This window comes from Haematobacter massiliensis, assembly GCF_000740795.1.
In the GTDB taxonomy this organism is placed as follows: domain Bacteria; phylum Pseudomonadota; class Alphaproteobacteria; order Rhodobacterales; family Rhodobacteraceae; genus Haematobacter; species Haematobacter massiliensis.
This window is the reverse complement of the sequence record NZ_JGYG01000006.1, coordinates 37,751-55,765: the sequence shown is the minus strand read 5'-3', so window position 1 is coordinate 55,765 and position 18,015 is coordinate 37,751. Positions and strand designations below refer to the sequence as shown.

Annotated in this window: 9 protein-coding genes, 1 tRNA gene and 2 pseudogenes; 5 read left to right on the top strand and 7 right to left on the bottom strand. The window is 59.2% G+C overall.

Annotation, left to right across the window (positions count from 1 at the left end; genetic code table 11):
- The first annotated feature begins 83 nt into the window (after window positions 1-83).
- Window positions 84-173 (top strand) — tRNA-Ser (locus CN97_RS09960).
- Window positions 174-749: 576 nt separating this feature from the next.
- Here CN97_RS09960 and CN97_RS21230 read toward each other — a convergent pair.
- From CN97_RS21230 to CN97_RS09930, 6 genes and pseudogenes are all read right to left on the bottom strand, one after another.
- Window positions 750-1,451: pseudogene (locus CN97_RS21230) on the bottom strand (recombinase family protein); the annotation flags it as partial.
- Window positions 1,452-1,802: 351 nt separating this feature from the next.
- The gene (locus CN97_RS21465; protein WP_084684087.1) at window positions 1,803-2,018 is read right to left on the bottom strand and encodes a transcriptional regulator domain-containing protein; all 216 of its coding nucleotides are present in this window, start codon (window positions 2,016-2,018) and stop codon (window positions 1,803-1,805) included.
- A 194-nt stretch (window positions 2,019-2,212) separates the two neighbouring features.
- A complete protein-coding gene (locus tag CN97_RS09945) occupies window positions 2,213-2,740 on the bottom strand; it encodes an antirestriction protein ArdA (protein WP_035710678.1) in 528 nt (175 codons plus the stop codon).
- 247 nt (window positions 2,741-2,987) lie between these two features.
- Window positions 2,988-4,919 carry a UvrD-helicase domain-containing protein gene (locus CN97_RS09940; RefSeq protein WP_035710675.1) on the bottom strand — a complete coding sequence of 644 codons (1,932 nt, stop codon included), beginning with the start codon at window positions 4,917-4,919 and terminating at the stop codon, window positions 2,988-2,990.
- Complete coding sequence (locus CN97_RS09935; protein ID WP_035710672.1) at window positions 4,912-7,206, bottom strand: ATP-dependent nuclease; 2,295 nt, start codon at window positions 7,204-7,206, stop codon at window positions 4,912-4,914. The genes CN97_RS09940 and CN97_RS09935 overlap by 8 nt, the downstream gene beginning before the upstream one ends.
- 108 nt (window positions 7,207-7,314) lie before the next feature.
- Window positions 7,315-8,892, bottom strand: coding sequence for a reverse transcriptase domain-containing protein (locus CN97_RS09930; RefSeq protein ID WP_035710669.1), 1,578 nt, complete (start codon window positions 8,890-8,892; stop codon window positions 7,315-7,317).
- Window positions 8,893-9,871: 979 nt separating this feature from the next.
- Here CN97_RS09930 and CN97_RS19865 point away from each other — a divergent pair.
- Window positions 9,872-10,324 carry a hypothetical protein gene (locus tag CN97_RS19865; RefSeq protein ID WP_051911121.1) on the top strand — a complete coding sequence of 151 codons (453 nt, stop codon included), beginning with the start codon at window positions 9,872-9,874 and terminating at the stop codon, window positions 10,322-10,324.
- A gap of 297 nt (window positions 10,325-10,621) precedes the next feature.
- Here CN97_RS19865 and CN97_RS09920 read toward each other — a convergent pair whose 3' ends face one another.
- Window positions 10,622-12,061: a DUF6880 family protein gene (locus CN97_RS09920; protein WP_035710667.1), complete on the bottom strand. Its 1,440-nt coding sequence runs from the start codon at window positions 12,059-12,061 to the stop codon at window positions 10,622-10,624.
- 216 nt (window positions 12,062-12,277) lie between these two features.
- Between CN97_RS09920 and CN97_RS21510 the strand changes: the two are divergent.
- The 3 genes and pseudogenes from CN97_RS21510 (at window position 12,278) to CN97_RS21115 (ending at window position 17,996) form a co-directional block, all read left to right on the top strand.
- Window positions 12,278-13,431 (top strand): annotated as a pseudogene (locus tag CN97_RS21510) (tyrosine-type recombinase/integrase).
- Between the two features lie 121 nt (window positions 13,432-13,552).
- Window positions 13,553-14,413 carry a WYL domain-containing protein gene (locus tag CN97_RS09910; RefSeq protein WP_035710665.1) on the top strand — a complete coding sequence of 287 codons (861 nt, stop codon included), beginning with the start codon at window positions 13,553-13,555 and terminating at the stop codon, window positions 14,411-14,413.
- The gene (locus CN97_RS21115; protein ID WP_084684084.1) at window positions 14,397-17,996 is read left to right on the top strand and encodes a sigma-70 family RNA polymerase sigma factor; all 3,600 of its coding nucleotides are present in this window, start codon (window positions 14,397-14,399) and stop codon (window positions 17,994-17,996) included. The genes CN97_RS09910 and CN97_RS21115 overlap by 17 nt, the downstream gene beginning before the upstream one ends.
- Window positions 17,997-18,015 lie beyond the last annotated feature (19 nt).

The window sequence follows — 18,015 nt, the reverse complement described above, 5'->3', positions numbered from 1 at the left end:
GGGGTATAACGATAATGTTCGTCTCTTCACGGAAGGAGGATTTGACCTTGTTTTCACGTTTCTTCCCCCCTATACCGGCCAGCGGAGTGGTGGCCGAGTGGTCGAAGGCACACCCCTGCTAAGGGTGCAGGCGGGAAACCGTCTCGAGGGTTCGAATCCCTTCCACTCCGCCACTTCGGTATAAAACCGGGAACGCCGATTCCCGCCGATTTCCCTCCCTTAGTGGCTATCAGCGCCCTCAACAGCGTGTTTTTGCTGCCGTTGATGTAGATCGCATCGTCCGCGACCTCGACATGCTGCGCGAAAGCCCGGACGTGATCCCGCCGATAGCCGCCCGTTTCGAGCCGAAGCCCGGTGCGCGCCTCGCTCGCCAATTCCCGCACGGCCGCGCCTGTGAGGCCCTTGTGGGCCGAGCTTTTCAGCATGGCCTCGGTCCTTACGGCGTCGGCCCGTGCCTGATCCCGTATCGCCGTAAGGCCCGCGATGCGTTCGCCGAGGGCGGATTCGGCCGGGTCGAGCGAACCCGCCTCGATAGCCTCGTAGAGCCGCTTTAGCCACATATCGGCCTCGGCCGCGCGCTGGTTCAACTCGGTGATGTGCTGGCTGCGCCGCTCGACGCTCTCCTGCCGGCGATCCAGCAGCGAGGCGAGCACGTCTTCGATCCGCTCGGGGTCCAGCAGCCTTTCCTCGATGTGGCTGACCACGATGCGGTCCAGCTTGTCCATCGGGATCGCGCGGCCCTTGCAGCCGGTTTCACCCTGCCGCGCCCGGATCGAGCAGGCATAATAGCGGTAGCGGCCGTTCTTGCCCGTGCGCAGCGTCATGGCCCCACCGCAATTGCCGCAATAGCAGATACCAGTCAGCAGGTTCGGGCCGCTGACGACGCGCGGCGACGTCACCTTCGGATTGTTGACCTGCAACCGCCTCTGCACCGCCTCGAATATCTCAAGGTCGATCAGCGGCGGCACCGCGACGGTGACGACTTCTTCCTCGGGCTTCACCTCGCCTTTCTTGGACCGGCGATTGAAGCGGTGTTCGCCGATATAGGTGCGGCAGGTCAGGACGCGGTGAAGCTGGCCGATGCCCCAACGCCCGCCGCTGCGGGTGAACATGCGGTGCCTGTTGAGGTAGCTGACGATGTTCTTGACGCCCATGGGGCCGGACGTGCCGTCGCCTTCCGATGCTAGGCGGAAGATCAGCCGCACGGTGTCGGCGTGCAGCGGGTCGATTTCCAGCTTCTTCTTCATCTTCGTGCCGCGCTGCTCGGCATCGACGACGCGGTAGCCGATGGGCGGCAGCGAGCCGTTCCAGAAGCCTTGCCGGGCGTTCTCCTTCAAGGCGCGCAGGACGTGCTTGGCGTTCTCCTTCGACTGGTATTCGTCGAACAGTGCCATGATCTGCCGCATCATGACGTGCATGGGGTCGTCGCCCATTTCCTGCGTGATGGACACCAGCCGGACGCCATTCTTGGCGAGCTTGCGAACGTTGAACTCCAGCTCGAAGTGATCGCGGACCGCCAAAGACGGCGGGCGGCGTGGGCGCGCAGTTCCAGAAAGGAATCCATCGGCAGGGTGACGGCATAGAAGGCGGCTGAGTCGGGCACCGCCTCGGGCAGCCAGAATTGATGTTTGACGCCATCCACCTGCCAGATGCCGTGCCAGCCATCTGCGGCGCGGCGCAGGTCGAGACCTTCAAGATGCGCCAACATCAATATCGGCTCGGTGTCGTCGTTTTTGTGAACGACCGGCGACAACATCACGACTTGCGGTTGAAGGCCCGGACTCCAGATCGGCGATTGCCGGTCATGCGGCGCGTCGGGATCGCACGGGAAATCGCAACCCCCAGCGATGCGCGAACGCTTCAAGGTCGCGGCTACCCGGCTGTCCGGTCAGTGCGATGGTCTGGCAGTCCCGACGATATTCGTCGTTGCGGCGCAAATATTCCCAAGCGAAGCCAGCGGCTGGAATGTGTTTTGTGTGCCCATATGCCGCCGGAGATCGCCAATCGATGCTGAGCATGGCGTCACCTCCCCAAGCCGGGATGCTGGGCAGCGCCCGGCAAAAAGAGGTTCAAGGATCACCGGAAATATAGAAGCCGCTCAAAGCAGATACCTTGAGCGGCTAACCCGATCATTCTTTGGTGTTTTTAGCTTCGCAACAGCTGGGGCTTTCGAGATGCCTGCCCGTATCAGCACGGACAGGCAGTCATGTTTTCACCTGCTTGAAAACACATGGACCTCGCCGCGCGCGGTCTCGATAGTGAACAGATCGCCGCCCATCTCGGCGTCGCGCGCCATCCCCTCCCAATCGACATAGTAGCGCAGCGCCTCGGGGATCGTGAGGCTTCCGGTGGTCAGCTCTTCCATGTAGTCGGCAAGGCTGGAGAACAGACCATGATAGCAGTCCTCAAAAGTGGATTCCGCTTGCTCCATGTCGCCGCCTAACTGCTCCAGCAGGCCCGCGCCGAGTGCGCCATGCTCTGCAATGAAAGCGGCCATCCGTGCCACGCTGTCGATGCCGGCATATTCGGAGATGCTGACGCCCTCGAAGCCCTCGTAGTCGTGAATGGCGTATTCCTCCGCGTGCTCGACAGGGGAACGGGCAAGCATCGCCGCAATCTCGTCCCTGATCTGGCCGGCGTCCTGATCCGCGTCGATCCAAGCCCCGTGCAAATAGCCGTTGTTGTAGGCGGCAAGGCAGGCGACATAGATGCGGGGGCTGTTGTCGGATACGTTGGTCATGTCTCTGATCCTCGGGTCTGAAGGTCAGCGAAGCGGAACGCCGCGCCTGACCTTCTGGCCGTCGCCGAGACCGGGTGTGCAAACGGAGGGAGGCTTCGCGGGGAACCGGCTGCACGGAGCGCGGCACGCGTGGAGGAAGCTGGGCGGAAGCCTCTCGAAGTGCGCCGAGGGCGGAGCCCTAAGTTCTAGGAAAAGGGTAATTCAAGTATTACGCCCGCAGCCTCATCTGACTTGGCTCTCGATTCAGTCAAGCGAGTGCATCCTGCGAGAGGATATCCGCTTCTGGAAAGAGTCCGAGCCCGCGAATATGCGCAATCGCCGCTGCAGGATCAGCCACGAAAAGGATAACCACTAGGTTTTGCCGCGCTCGTGTGCAGCAAACGTAGAAAAGTCTCCGCGTCCGTTCGACGCCTGTTTCGCCGCCGTCCTGCAAAGTCTTTTTGTCTCGCGCAGAAAGCTCTTTCAATCCAAGGTATTTCTCGTAGGAGAATTGAAAGTGCGTGCCTTCGTCGTCATCGAGGACGACAAGCACACGATCGAACTCGGCCCCTTTCACGCCCTGCTGCGTGGAAAAAGGCGATTCCTCGTTGACGTAGGCCTGATAGGGTCGAAGCTGCTTAGCCGGACAGGCTAGGAACGCGGCCATTGAATTGATCTCGTTTGAAAGGCCTTCCTCGCCTTCGTCTAAATTGTCATCGGCCTCGACTTCTGCCTCGTTCACAGCAACATCCTCAAGGTACGCGGACAGGCGCGGGTCGAACTCCACCAAGCGACTTTCCTTGGCAAGCGTCAGCACGTCACGAATGGTGGCCTGCGACTGAGGTCCCATCAGCTCACCGACCTGATTGCTCACCGCCTGAAGTTCATTGAGCCGCTCGGCGATGTTCACGCCTTGAAGGTTGGCCTTTGCTAGCAACGGCGAATGAAGCCGAAGCAGCCGCATCGTCTCGAAGTCTCGCGCGTCCCGAACGGCCTCCGCAAGCGGCAGTAGAAACGACACAAACGGGCGCAGCGGCCACGCGGACGCGTCCAGAAAGCCATTCTTGAAGGCCTCAGGCGCTTTATCGTTGAGCGCCGCATACAGATCGCCGAACCCCAATCGCTTCGCCGCCATGCGATGCACGATCACCAGCATTTTCACTGGGTCGTTCTCGTCGGCGGGCTGCCACAACTCGTCATCGTTTGCGTTCGAAATCCACGCCCGAACCTGAGCCACGCGTTCGTCGCGATGAGCATCAGTCGGCAAGACAAACAATCGCGCCGTTCCGATCACCGACACTTCCTGGTCACCACTTTTTTCCTTTCGGCCACCAATCTGAACCAGATCGTCACCTTCACGCCGAATGGCGTTTGCGAGGTTCAATATCGAGGTGGGCGAGCGGAAATTTTCCGGCTTGGGGATCGCCCGCCAATCATCGGGTTTGGGAACTGTGCCGATGCCGGTGGGATAGATGCGCTGCATCGGGTCGCCGAAGAACCCGAGGCAGATGCGGGCCTGCTCCTGCTGCTGAACCGCCATCAACGCTTCGACGATAACGGGAAAGGTATCTTGGCTCTCATCCACGAAAACAAACGGAAATTGTTGTGCGACGAGAGTTCGGAAAAGCGGCCGTTGAATCATCAACTGCGAAGCCATCTTAATGATGTCATCGTGGCCGAGGATGCCTTTGGCGTAGTCACTTCCTGTTCCATAAGTGAAACTACGAACTTGAGTGATAGCCTCACGCTGCTGCTCGTAGCGCGTTATATCGCGGGCGTTCTTGTCTCGCGTTTTCTGCTGAACGCGTGGGTCAAAATTGGCGGCATCGTGCTGTAATTCCGTGATCCGCTCGTCGATCCTATTTGCAACCCAAGCGGCGATATCTTGTTGGAAGCCGCGTGCGATGGACCAAAGAAAACTATGAATCGTGGAGACGTGGACGAGAGGATTGTTTCCCACGTCAGCCCAAATCTCTCCGGCGGCGATCTCTGTATAGGTTATGCAGGCCACGCGCTGCCTGCGTAGTCGCAAACGCTCGCCATGGATGGCAAGGATCGAGGCGAGCCCCTTGATCAGCGAAGTGGTTTTGCCCGAACCCGCGCCGGCGACCATGTTAAAACTGGTCGGCGGCTGAGATTCCAAGCACTGCCGAAGATCTACGTCGGCCTGTGTGTCGGGCTGTTGCGCGCGGCTACTCACCGACTACACCGCCTTCCAGTTCGGCCTCAACTTCGAGATCGACCTGCGCCTTAAGCCAAACCAGACCTTCACGGATGTACTTCGGAACCTGCCACTCTTCCGGTCGAGCCGTAAGCACTCCAAGCGCGAACTTGGTCTTGTCGAACTTATCGCCGCTGACCCTTTTGTGAAGGCCGGCCGCCAACGCCGCCGGGTCCGCTAGTGCACCGCGGAGGCGTAGACCCAATCTTCTCTGCTCTGCGCTCTGGCACCATTCGGCGTTTTCCAGTCCGAACGATTCTTCCAACGTCCGACCAGCCAGCTCTACGTTCTGACCATTCCATGCGACTGGAACGGGCGTCTGATACGCCACGCGGACACGGGGCGTTACATCCGCCGGCGTTTCTTTCTCCTGCTCCAGTGCTGCGAAAAGCTCGTCGATCGACAGCTTGGCCGGAAGCCATTTCACGAGAGTCTGGTTAGACGTGATTGCCCCGGCGACACCGGGCAAGCACTTTTTTCCGTAACGTCGGGCGGGGGCAGGATCGGCGGCATCGCCAGCTTGTGCGGCCGGAGCATCGCCACCAAGTAGTTCATCGACATCGTTGGCAGCGTCCACCTCAAGGGCCTCGACTTCGATCTCCAGCTCGTCATCGTCGTCATCATCGCCGTCATGATCAGCAGGCAACAAGGTAACGCTGTCTACGTCGGTGATGATCAGCGTGACGATCCCGAGGAATTCGATCAGCGATTTGAATTTATGGCCGAAGGCACCGCCCACCTCCAGAATGCAAATGCAGGAGGATCGCAACGATGTCGCCGTCTTTGATATCATGATCGGGAGCAGCAATCGCTCGACATTGCCCTCCACGAGCACAGCGGCGTCAGAGAAGAACAAATCGCAGTGGGTAAGTTTGAGATACCTTTGCAGGAAATCGCGGTGTTCGGTTTCCTTCGCATAGTACGCGGAGAGGTTGAGCACTTCAGTGACTTGATCGTTTCCGACCAAATCGCGCCGGAAGTAGCGGATCGGCTGAAAGCCGCGTTCGTACAGGATGTGCGGCGAGTGGGTCGTAATGACCGCTTGTGTGACGAATGATCCTCCCGCCTCGCCCGGAATGACCAGCAAGTCGAGAATGTTGCGAATGAAAACCTGCTGGAGCTGCGCGTGAAGGTGTGCTTCTGGCTCCTCGATGAATATGAGATGGAGAGGCGCACGCTTCTCCTCTTCGGCTTTCCAGCGTTCCTGAAGGTCGAGCACTTCGACCACCATATAGATCAGGTTTTTGAAGCCGAGGCCATTGTAGGTGTCGGGCAGCATGACCGTCTGCGCGGCTTCGCCCACGATGTAGTGGACGCGCGCATCCTGTGTCATGATGGACGCGGGGTTCAGGGCTGACTTGATTTCTAGCCTTGGGTTATTGAGGCCGGGATAACCCAAACGCCCCAACCGCTCCAATGTGCCTTTGAAAACTTCCGCGAGATGCTTGTCGAGGCCCACCTCAGACTCAAACAGCGCTTTGAGCGCCTGATGATCGTCCTGACGTTGATCGAGATTGCGTTGATAGAAGCGGCTCAGACGCTTCGACAAATCCTCCGAACGGCCGCTTCCGGAAGCAGTTGAAGGGTCCGCAAGGTGCCGCTGTGCATTGAGAAAGTCTACCTTGATGAGCGATTTTAGTACAGCACTGCCGCCGGGCTCGTTACCCAACGGCAGCGGCTGATATCCCTCCACCGCCTGAAATTTCGCATCAAATTGCCTGTGGTCGAGGACGTAATATCGCAGCTCATACTCGTGTCTCAGTTCTTTAAGCAGGTAAGCCGACAGCGATTTTGGCCAAGGCACATAATCGCCTGCGCCGCCGACTAGCGCCGCCGCTTTGGCTCGACCATCATCGCGAGCGGTGCGATAACGCTGGATCAATTCGGTGATGTTTCTGGGCGCGAGTTCGACGCGGATGCCAACAAGCGTCCCGGCCCAAGACGTCGAAGGCAGAATGGGGATGACAAGATAAAGGTCATCGGCTCCCACCTCGAACCAAAGATCGAGCGAGACGGTTGGGAACTCAGCCTCGGCGACCTCCCCCTCTCGTTCGCCAATCTCGTCGAGCAGCGGCCAAGCGTGCGAGCTAAAATCGTACAGTGAGAAAGAATCTTTACCGCCGGCAAGGAACATCTGCATTGCCTGCGTCGCGGAGGTTTTTCCGCTATTATTCGCCCCAACGAAAATGGAGATGTCGGACGCAAGCTCGACATGCACGTCCCGAAGCCGTCGGAAATTTCTCAGTCGATAGGAATGTAGGTACATCGTTTCCCCCCACTACGAAGACTATCGGATGCCACCCTGCCTGTGAATATTAAACACACACCGTCTCGGTTGTGAGCATCGAACGTCTTCCCCTTGTCCACCTCGAAGTTATTCAGCGAGCCAATCGTTCAGCATCTCAATCCGGATAGCGAAGTCACGACCTTCACCGGGGCCACCTTTATGAATGATTCCCGCGACCGCATCGTTATGGTCGAGCAGAGGGCCGCCTGACATTCCTTGCGACAGCTTCTGTGTTACCTCGATCAGCTTGACACCATGTTTGACAGGCAGCGAACTCACCTTCCCGTCCCGAACATTTAGCCTGTCGCCTGGGCCAAAGCTTGGATATCCGAAAGCAACCAGCCCTTCACCGACCACGACGGAATGGTTCGACTGTTCAAGTTCGAAATACTCGGTAGGCGGGATTGCATGTTCGAGAATAGCAAGGTCACGAGGCTCGTCGCGCTTCAGTACTTTCGCCTTGAAGGTGTTAGACGGCTTGCTCGGATGGTATACCTCGACTTCTTCCACGCCCGCGACGCAATGGGCAGCAGTGACTAAGCCGACATCCTTGAGGAAGAAGGCGCTTCCCTGCGCCATATCGCCCTCGAAATGCTCGACAACCCATACAGCCCTGTCGCGGACCTCAGCCGCAGTCGGTGTCACCTCGATCTTACGCTCTGGGAAACTAGCGTTGAATCGAACTGCGATCGAACGAAATACAGGGTCAGATTGGCCTCGGATGTGTCGGAGCCAAGTGATCTTTCCCTCAAGATGTTTACCTAGATCGGATGTACCGCGATGACTGCTCTCAAATTTATTCTGCGCAGTCTTCTTCCCCAGAGTCTCCACTGAATAGAGTGCCGCACGAATATTCCGGACATAGCGGCGATCAACATTGAGAAGTTCGTTAATCTTGAGTCCCGTAACTGTTCGACGCGAGTGCCGGTCGGCATAGTGTGCTTTGTCGGGGTTTATCGCAAATCCGTTCGTAATGATAATATTGCGGAAATCCAGCGAAAGCTGATCGGGCGCGAAATGTCCCGAGGGTGGGACCGCCTCGAACAGCGCCGTCATTGGCTGGTGGCTCGAAAGCGTGATGTCGTCCGCGTAGCGAGTATAGATACACCGCGACGCCTTCGCGAAAGCGAGTAGCTCCTTATCTAAGCGAAAGCAGATCATGTTGGAGAGGACGGGACTCGTCGGCGCGCCCTGCGGTAAGTGAGAGTTGTGACAGCACAGTCGGCCAATGATGTTTGCCACCCGGCTGTCTATGCCAAGTGATTCGAGGACGCCGATAATCCGATTTTCGGTGATCGACGGAAAGAAATCTTTCAGGTCGATGTTGAGCACAAAGCGTTTGCGTAGATGGGCTAATGCATTGGTTTTCACGGATTTTCCAGCGACAAAGCCATGGACGGGATGCCGGACGCGATAGAGCAGGCCAAGCAGCGCCGCGATCTTCCGCTGAATGTATTTGAGGCGCTTGTCGGGCGCGCTGATGATTCTGGACTTGCCGTTCCCCTTGGCGATCTCGAATTGGTGGTACATGCGACCACGAAACCACCAGATCTTTTTCAGTTCTTTGGCCGATACGCCCAGGTAGGTAAGAAGCGCCGCCTCACTAGCCAGTTCGGGAGGAATTGCAATTCGTACGACGGGGATACCAAAAAAGGACGGCGGCACGAGGTCTCCCTTCCAATCACGCCATGTGTCGCATTGTCGATATGGCGCGCACGATATGTGCAGACATTAGCTCTTACGCCGCAGTTACTACAGCGCGTATGCGAGGGGAGACCTCGTGAAGCAAATCTATCAACTCGCGGAGGAGTGATCTAGACTATATGTTCGTGCCGATCGACGATTTCCGCGTGTTAGATTCTGTTCCTAGGCACCGTCTTGGAGGGCTATGGCGTAGGTGTAGTTCTCCGTTTCGTCGGCTTCGGCCCGCCACTTGCCTTCGCGAAAGCGTTCTCCTGATCCGGCTGCAACCGGATTTTCTCGTTGTATTCGAGGGTTATGCGGGAGGGGCTGAGCACTGGCACCGGCGCCAGGAGGGCTGGAAGTGGTCTCTCAAGGCGGATATTCTCCGGACCTCTTGATTGGGGCATTCTAGTGCTTAGCCTCTAGGTGTCTGATATAAGATGATTTTCTTGGAAAACGGGCTGAACACTTCCATGCCAGTGGCATTCGCGACGTGGAACAGAAGTCGAACTCAAGCCTAATCACTCTTGAATCCAACGTCATGGCGGTGATGGACCGAAGGCATCAGGCTTTGGCGGGTTGCCTCGCCGAATAGCGAGGTTCCGAGGCCTCAAGGAGGCATCAGCGCCCGTTCAGCAGAAACGAGTGCGTCGATCCGCGCCCTGGGGAGTTGGCGACAACCCGCAAGATCGACGAGAAATCGCGCCCCTGACACGCCCGCCGGCAGTGGGTCCCTAATCGCCGGGATCGTACTCACGCCGAAAATCCGCATCAAGGAGGTTGCGCGCTGAAGGTCGGACGACCAGCTGAGCGCCGACTGCATGTCGCGTCCTAGCGTATCGGCAACCACAGTGCGAAGTTTGAGGATTAGGTCGTAAACCTGAATGCGTGCCTCGATATCGGATATAAGTTCTGAAGTTGAGAAGCCGCCTCCGGACGGCTGAACGATGAACGATGAACGATGAACGAAGCCAACCGCCACGCGCGGTCCAGCAACAGCCGCATGCAGACGCCCGCGCCGCTGAAGGGCCTGATCTTCACCGATACCGGCGCGACGATGACCCCGACCGCGACCAAGAACCGAGGCAAGCTTTACCGCTATTACGTGTCGATGGACGTGATCAAGAACCGCACGACGGAGGACGACAGCGGCGCAGGTCAAGCGCCGACCCGCCTGTCTGCGAGCATGGTCGAGGACGCCATCGTCACCAAGGTCCGGCGCGTCCTGCAGACGCCCGAGGTGTTCAAGGATGCGCTGCGGGCCTTGGTCGAGAAAGTGGAACTGGTGCCGGTTTCCAGCCGAGGACGCCTGGGGCGCCAAATCCGCAATCAGCGGCAAACTTGGCCTTGCGATCCACCTTCACGGGGCACTGGCGAGCCTGCTGCGTCTGGCCTGCGGACTGCCTATGCGTGAGGTTGTTGGTGCGGCGGCCCAGATGCAAAAAACCTCCGTGCTTTTTGCTACGGAGGTTTGTGTATTTTGGTTGCGGGGACAGGATTTGAACCTGTGACCTTCAGGTTATGAGTCGTGTCAAACGAAACACGATCAGGCGCGACGAATCGCGTTTTCTTTCGCATATCCTGCCAGTTGCGAGATGGGCCCACAAGCTTGGACTGCGCGCGGATTGTCAGGATTGCGCAGCGGTTTTCCCCCTCGTGCTTCCACCATGCTTCCAATGGGTGGCGGAATGATTTTTCGGTAGCACGTCCATCATCCGTCTATCCGCGACCAGAAGCCGGTCTTCTTGCCATGCTCGGCCTTCAGGCGCGCGGCATAGGCAGGGTGCGGCTCGACCGGTCCGAAGTCCTCGATCCGTCCGGCCAGGTCGGCACAGGTTGCCAAGTGGTGGGCAGCATAGCCATAGCGCTTCTGCCTCCCCTCGGTCAGCGTGAAATCGATCATCGCCCGCAGCGCCACCGTCGCGGCCAGCGGATGCTTCTCGGCCAATGTCTCGGCCGCTGGTGCCAGGAATTCGTAGTGATCGCCGTCGACCTCGTCCTGCCGGTCGATCAGCAATCGCGCGACATGGGCTAGCGATGGCCAGTTCAGAAAGAAGGCCAACGCAGCCAGCAGGTCGGTATGGCCAGCAGCATGCGCCAACGCGCGTTCCTCGGCCTCGATATCTTCGAAATCCGGCAGGCGCTTCAGATAGGCCCGCAGGTGCTCCCCCGACAGGTCGCGCTCGAAACACGCCCAGCGGAATGCTTGCGCCTCATCCTTCCGGTCAAGCGCCTCCAGCACGGCAAGGCGTGCGTCCTGCCACTCGGGCGGGATCCAGCGCGCCTTGTCCACCTCCGCCCGCTCGATGAAGCCAAGCGCGTCCCCTGCCCTGTCCGCCGCCAGCAATCGCTGCGCGATCTCGGCCGCGATCTTCGGCACCTTGCGGGTCTTTGGGTCGTACTGGGCGATGAAGCCATCGACTTCACCCTGCACGTCGGCAATCTCCTTCAGCGCCATTTCGACCGTGCTCTGCCGCGCGCGTTCCTCCATCTCGTGGGCATAGCGCGTGCCACCACTGCCCCAGCCAACGGCCTGCCACTCGCTCTTCGGCGGCACCGGCACGGGCGTACGTCCAAGCTCTTCGACCAGTTCTTTGAGGCGCGCGACGCCCTCGGGGCCCAGCGCCGGGGCGATGATGGCGATCAGACCGTCATACTGACCGAAACCGTTGTCCTGCAACGCATCGAGAACCTGTCGCGCCAGTGCCTCCGGCGCCGCATCAGCCGCCTTGGCCACCTCGCCCAGATCGGCGCAGGCCTGGTGAAAGATGTCAATGACAGTGCCGCTGCTGTCGTCGCAGCGTTCGAACACGGGCGTGGCCAGTCCCATGAACCGCCACAAGAGCGCCAGCGCCTCACCGGGATCATGCGGGGCGATCTGTTCCATGATGGCGCTACGCTGGGTCTGAAGATCCTTCACCAACGGCTTGCGGTTTTGCCAGTTCACGAAGGTCCGCGCCTTTGCGATGCTGGTCAGCCGCTTGGTGAGCTCCCGCGCCGCTTCCCTCGGGCCCTCCGCTCCGGCGAGCGCCAGCCGCAGCTTTCGCTTGGCAGCGGCGTCGCCAGTGCTGATCTCGATCAGCAGCTGCGCCAGACGCTCAGTCCCCAGCGCCTCCAGGTTCTTTGCATTCAGGGTGGATTTCGACGCCATCGGAATTCCGTTTCTTTTCGCAGACCTTAGCAGCGTGGTCGAAAGACCGGAACCTGCGTTCTGATTCGCGGGGACCAGAGTTTTCGCCCACGGCAGCGATTCACCCCCTGCGTGAGATTGCGCGGATTTTCCTTTTTACACGCAATATCAATGTGTTCGTTGACTAACCCCCCGCATTGCGCACTGTGGAAGCCAGAGAACCCGGAAGCCACCCCCATGCCCAAACTCACAAAGCGCATCGTCGACGCCGCAGAAGCCCAAGCCGCCGAATACTTCGTCTGGGACAGCGACATCCCCGGCTTCGGACTTCGGGTGCTGCCAAGCGGGCGGAAAGGCTACGTCGTGCAATACCGCGCTGGCCGCCGGTCGCGGCGCATCAGCCTTGGCCCCAGCACCGTGATGGCCTGCGAACAGGCACGCACCCGCGCCATCACCATCGTGGCCGCAGCACGGAACGGACTGGACCCGGCGGCCGAACGCGACGCCGGGCGCAAGGCGATCACGATCAAGGAACTGGCTGAGAGGTTCGACAAGGAACACATCGCCATCCGTGTGAAGGCCAGCACGGGAAAAGAGTATCGCCGGAACCTGCAGCGCTTCATCCTGCCCGCGCTCGGGCAATTGACGGTCACGGGGATCACGCGGGCGGATGTCGCGAAGTTCCACCACGACCTGCGCCACATCCCCTATCAGGCCAACCGCTGCCTCGAGGTGATCTCGAAGATGTTCAGCCTGTCGGAAATGTGGGGCCTGCGTCCGGACGGGACCAACCCGCGCAAGCACATCCGGAAATACCTCGAGGAGAAGCGCGAACGGTTCCTGAGCGCGGCGGAGCTGCGGCGGATTGGCGAGGTGCTGCGCGAAATGGAAGTAGAAGGGGTGGAACTGCCCTCGGCCATCCTCGCGGCGCGCCTGCTGATCCTGAATGGATGCCGCCTGAACGAGATCATGTCCTTGAAATGGTCCTACGTCGATCTCGACGTCCCTGTCCTGCGCCTACCGGATTCCAAGACAGGGGCGAAGGTCGTGCACGTCGGCCAGCCGGTGGCGGACCTGCTGCGGCACGCCCTGCGCATTGACGGCAACCCGTGGGTGATCACCGGCACCCTGCCCGGCAAGCCCCGAGCGATCTGCAACCCTTCTGGCAGCGCGTCCGCGCCCGTGCCGGGGTCAAGGACGTCCGCATCCACGACCTGCGCCACACTTTCGCGTCCACGGCCGTGGCGTCGGGTCAAGGCCTGCCGATGATCGGCAAGCTCCTTGGCCACACGCAGGTCCAGACCACGGCGCGATACGCACATCTCGCGGCGGAACCAGTGCGGATGGCGGCCGACGCCGTCGCGCAGAACCTGCGGCAATCCTTGGGATAACTACGCACAAACCCTTCCCTTTTTGATTGATCACCAAGCCTCGCGCGGCTACGGTCGAAGAAAGCCCAGAAATTGGGCGCGCATAATTTCCATGCGCATCGACCGATGACGGGAGAGCGTGGTGAGCAACGACAGGTCGGAGCTTCGTTGGGGGGTCGAGCAAAGGCTCGAGTTCATCGAGTTCCGCCTGTTCTGGGAGGGGCATGTGAACCGCAGCGATGTGATGGAGCAGTTCGGGCTGTCGGTGAACCAGGCATCCTCCGACCTGAGCCGCTACATCGGCCTCGCCCCTCATAACATGGACTATGATCGCAGCCTGCGGACATATGTGCGCCAACCGGGCTTCAAGCCTGTGTTCGACAAGCTCGATGCTGGTCGATACCTGGCCCAGCTGCGCTCGGTCGCCGACGGCATCCTCGATCAGGACGACTGCTGGATCGCGGGTCTGCCCACCTACGATTCCGCCCCCACCCCAGCGCGCGGCGTCGATCCTGCAACCCTTCGGTCCGTGGTCGACGCAATCCGCAGATGCGAAGCGATCGAAGTGCAGTACCAGTCCCTGTCCAACCCAGAGCCCCGGTGGCGCTGGATCGCGCCGCATGCAATCGCCTTCGATGGCTTCCGCTGGCATGCCCGCGCATTCTGCTCCAGTGACGAGGTGTTCAAGGATTTCCTGCTGTCGCGGATCCTCGACATCCGCGGATCGCGCACGTCCGACGTTCTGGGCGACAACGATCAGGACTGGCACACCTTCGCAACGCTGGAAATCGGCCCCCACCCTGCCCTGTCAGAGACGCAGGCCAAGGTGATCGCGCTCGACTACGGCATGAGCGGTGGCAAGGCAGAGATCAGGGTTCGACGGGCATTGCTTTACTATGCGCTCCGGCGGCTAGGGCTTGACACCGATCCCGCGGCCAGGAAGCCCCACGAGCAGCAGATTGTTCTGCTGAACAGGGAGGGCATGCATGAAATTCATGGATAGGCTGTCTCGCCTCCTGGGTCGCCTTCCGGATAGCATCAGGACAGAAGCAGACAGACCCCAACATCAAAGTGAGCAGACTGCGACGAGTGATATCGAAATCGTTGCTGCTGACGATAGTTCATCAGGTCACAAGGGGGCATCAGGGTCGGGTGACAGAAGCTTCGCTCACCCACAACCGCCGGATCTGGTGGCGCCGCATGAAGCCCCTCACTCCGAAAAGACCATATCTTCGGGCGAAGCTTCATCGATTGATCAGGGGCAAACGGTATCTGCAACCGGCCAATGCCACTCTATTGTCACGAATAATCCTCGTTCAGCGGACAACCCTCGGGGTTCGAGAGCCAGCAACGAGGCAAACGTCGAGATGTCAGAACGCCTGAGCTGGCGGGAAACCGAGCACGATACCTCGGAATTCATCGCCGATCTTGCTCCTACGATAGTTGACGCAGATACAACTGCAGGCGCGACAAATGAAAACGATGATAGGATTGAATCGGATTCTACTGAGCCAGCTGATTGTGAGCAGAAACCCGGAGCCTTCGAAGAAACCATAGTCGCATTGGTCAAGATCGAATGCCCTGGGTGCAAGGCGATCTATGAGGTTGGCGGCGAACTGATCCCTCCGGACGGGCGTGACATGCAGTGTTCGAACTGCAATCATGAATGGTTCCATCCTTCGGACACCTGTGACGAGACTGATCCACCTCAGACCAACCCATCGGCACCAGAGCAACCTCGGGTGCATCACCTGGCTTCTCCTGACGGGTGCAAGCCCAGCGTCGCTGGTGCCATCGCGCCAATAGTGCGAGCCGACTGTTTGCCTTTGTCGCCGTCGGAAGTCCGCTTGGTGATTTCTGGTCAACCGGAGGCACTTCGTGGCTTCATTGCTTCTGGCAGACTGCACGCTGTCGATCCAAAGGGTGATAGCCCACTCCACCTTGCCGCGAGAATGGGTAAGCTTGCGCTTTGTGATATCCTGGTAAGGGCTGGCGCCGATCCTCTTGCCCTCAACCATGGCAGACAGACATCTGCCGATGTGGCTCTTGCAGAAGGTCACGCGCTCGTAGCGCAGCTTCTGTATTCACTTTCTGCCAACTCCGGACGCACCGAAGGTATCGAGGGGCAGACAATTGGACCGCATCCAGATGCGTCAAGACAGACGGCAAGTCCGACGCATCTGCCCGACACCAATGCATTCGAGTCAAGAGAGCATGAAGACCGAGATCAAGGGGAGCCCGCACAGAGCGCCACAACAACATGGACCACAGAACGCGTCGTCCTGTTGAGAAAGCTGTGGTCGGAGGGGCACAGTGCAAACCAGATCGCCAGGGAACTTGGGAATACGAGCAGAAATGCCGTCCTGAGCAAACTGTTCCGCTTGGGGCTACTGAACAAGCCGCGAGAGGCAATAGTCCTGCCAACGGGCGACAGCATTCCGGAGCCCCATGGGCCTCAGCCGTCCCTCGAGACTTACGGCCCCGATATCGAGCAGCTCCGAGCCGAACCGTTGCTGGATGAAAGGCGCCGTGATTTCGAAGATACCTCAAGGGCAGCTTCGAAGGCAGAGGCCGTGGCGCATTTAAGCGCGAAGGTAGAAGAGCCGAAGACAGGCAAACAACAGCCTGCAATTCGTGCGGAGTTGGACTCGCTTGATGACCTCCTCCAGTTCGAGGCGGAGGAAGAGCCAGAGGCCTACTTCGGTCAGTCGGTCGGCACCAAAGCTTCCGGGACATTCGTCGCGCTTGTCAGTTCGGCACCTTCAGTTCCAGATCAAGAGGATGGGGATTGGAACCTTGACCTGTCGCCGGCACAGATTGCCGGAGATGGCATCGGGTCGACCGGCCAATCGTTGCCAGACAAGGGTGACGAACATGGCTTCCTCAAGACCCGCAACCGAGGGCGGAAGTCGACCAAGAAGGCTGTCATTCAGACCGGCACACAGCTGACGATAGATCCGGACTTCTGCTTGGCGTGGGCAAAAGAAGTGCTCGCGAAGGGCTGGTGTTCTGGCGGTGACTTGGATCAACTCATCGACAATTGCGAAGGGAACGGTGATACAGACGAGCTTCGCATCAATCTTGAGCGCAACCTCGAACTTGTTGGCCTGACACCTGATGGCGAGGACCCGGAAGAGGCTGGCCTTTGGGACGCCAAGTCTGAAGTATCAGCTGACGATCTCGCCGATATCCTAGAGGCCACGCTGACGCGCGCGACGCGCCTTCCCGGTACGCAGCGCTTCGTCATGGACAAGTCTGATGAGCAACAGCTGCTCGAGCCCATGATGCGGGCCAAGCAAGAACTCCTGCTTGGGATTCTTGCCTCGAAAGCTGCTGTCGACGCGATCATTGAGGCGGTCGACAAGATTGCTGACGGTTCGCGAGATCCTGGTTCTTTCTCCCTGAGAACGATTATCCCTTCGGGCCCGGGACACTCCGAGACGTCTGAAGTGATGGCAGCTTCGGAAGCTCTGAAGTCCTGGCACATCAGTGGTCGCGTTATGGACGGGAAACGACGAAGGGAGGCTCTTGCGGCGCTGGACGCACTCGACCTCTCCCTAGCCTACCAGAAGACCTTGGTCGCTTCTCTCAAGGCAAGAGAGATGGACTTCGATCAGGCGGCCCAGCTGGATCGGCTGATTTCGGCTTACGAGACCGCGAATGAGCGCCTGATCGTCGAGCACCTGCCTTATGCTCGGCGTTTTGCGGCAAGGAACGTAGAGCCTGCCGAGGATCCGGAAGACGTCTTTCAGGTGGCGTTCACGGGATTGCAGCGGTCAACAAGACGTTTCGACCCAGATCGTGGGGTCCGTTTCGTAATCTATTGTGCGTTCTGGATGAAACAGGCGCTGACACGATGGCGCGCAGATGAAGGCAGTTCTATTCGCGTACCTGTGCACCGGCACGAGGACCTGGCTAAACTTGATGCGGCGATTGACAGGCTCGCTATCCGTGGCCACGGCACGGTCTCAGACGATGACCTCGCCATAGAATTGGAATGGACCGCTGATCAGGTCCGACAGTTCCGCAGGATTCCGCGCGCGGCCGAATATCCGGATGGCAGTGACGAGTGGGATACTCTGCTACCGGAGCCCGCCGAGTCAGATGTGTTTGGTCGGGCGGAGACAGAACGCGTCATCACTGAAATCCTTGGTGAGCTGCCGGATCGGCAGGCAGATGTAATCCGTATGCGTTTTGGGATAGGGCGTGAATCTGACATGACCCTAGAGGAAGTCGGCCAGATTTACGGAGTAACGCGCGAGCGCATTCGTCAGATCGAGGCCAAGGCTCTCGACTTTCTTTCTCACCCGGGGCGCATTCGCCGTCTCCGTACCTTGTTGGCCTATGATGGTGGCAGGAGATCCACTCCTTCCACTTCGACTGAACTTGGTGAAGAGAATCCGGACGGAGTTCAAGGAGACGGCAGAACAATGAAGCCTTGGACAGATGAACGGGTGGATCGCCTCAAGCGGCTATGGGGAGCCGGGATGAGTGCGAATGAGATCGCCAAGAAATTGGGGGGCACCAGCCGGAATGCTGTCATTGGCAAGCTAAGTCGCCTTGGCTTGGTAGAAGCTGAAAGATAGGCTTATTGATGGCTGTTAG

Excerpts from the sequence above, each read along its gene's own strand:
- CN97_RS09920 (WP_035710667.1), bottom strand. The coding sequence starts at position 12,061 with ATGGCGTCGAAATCCACCCTGAATGCAAAGAACCTGGAGGCGCTGGGG.
- CN97_RS21465 (WP_084684087.1), bottom strand. The coding sequence starts at position 2,018 with ATGCTCAGCATCGATTGGCGATCTCCGGCGGCATATGGGCACACAAAA.
- CN97_RS09945 (WP_035710678.1), bottom strand. The coding sequence starts at position 2,740 with ATGACCAACGTATCCGACAACAGCCCCCGCATCTATGTCGCCTGCCTT.
- CN97_RS19865 (WP_051911121.1), top strand. The coding sequence starts at position 9,872 with ATGAACGAAGCCAACCGCCACGCGCGGTCCAGCAACAGCCGCATGCAG.
- CN97_RS09935 (WP_035710672.1), bottom strand. The coding sequence starts at position 7,206 with ATGTACCTACATTCCTATCGACTGAGAAATTTCCGACGGCTTCGGGAC.
- CN97_RS21115 (WP_084684084.1), top strand. The coding sequence starts at position 14,397 with ATGAAATTCATGGATAGGCTGTCTCGCCTCCTGGGTCGCCTTCCGGAT.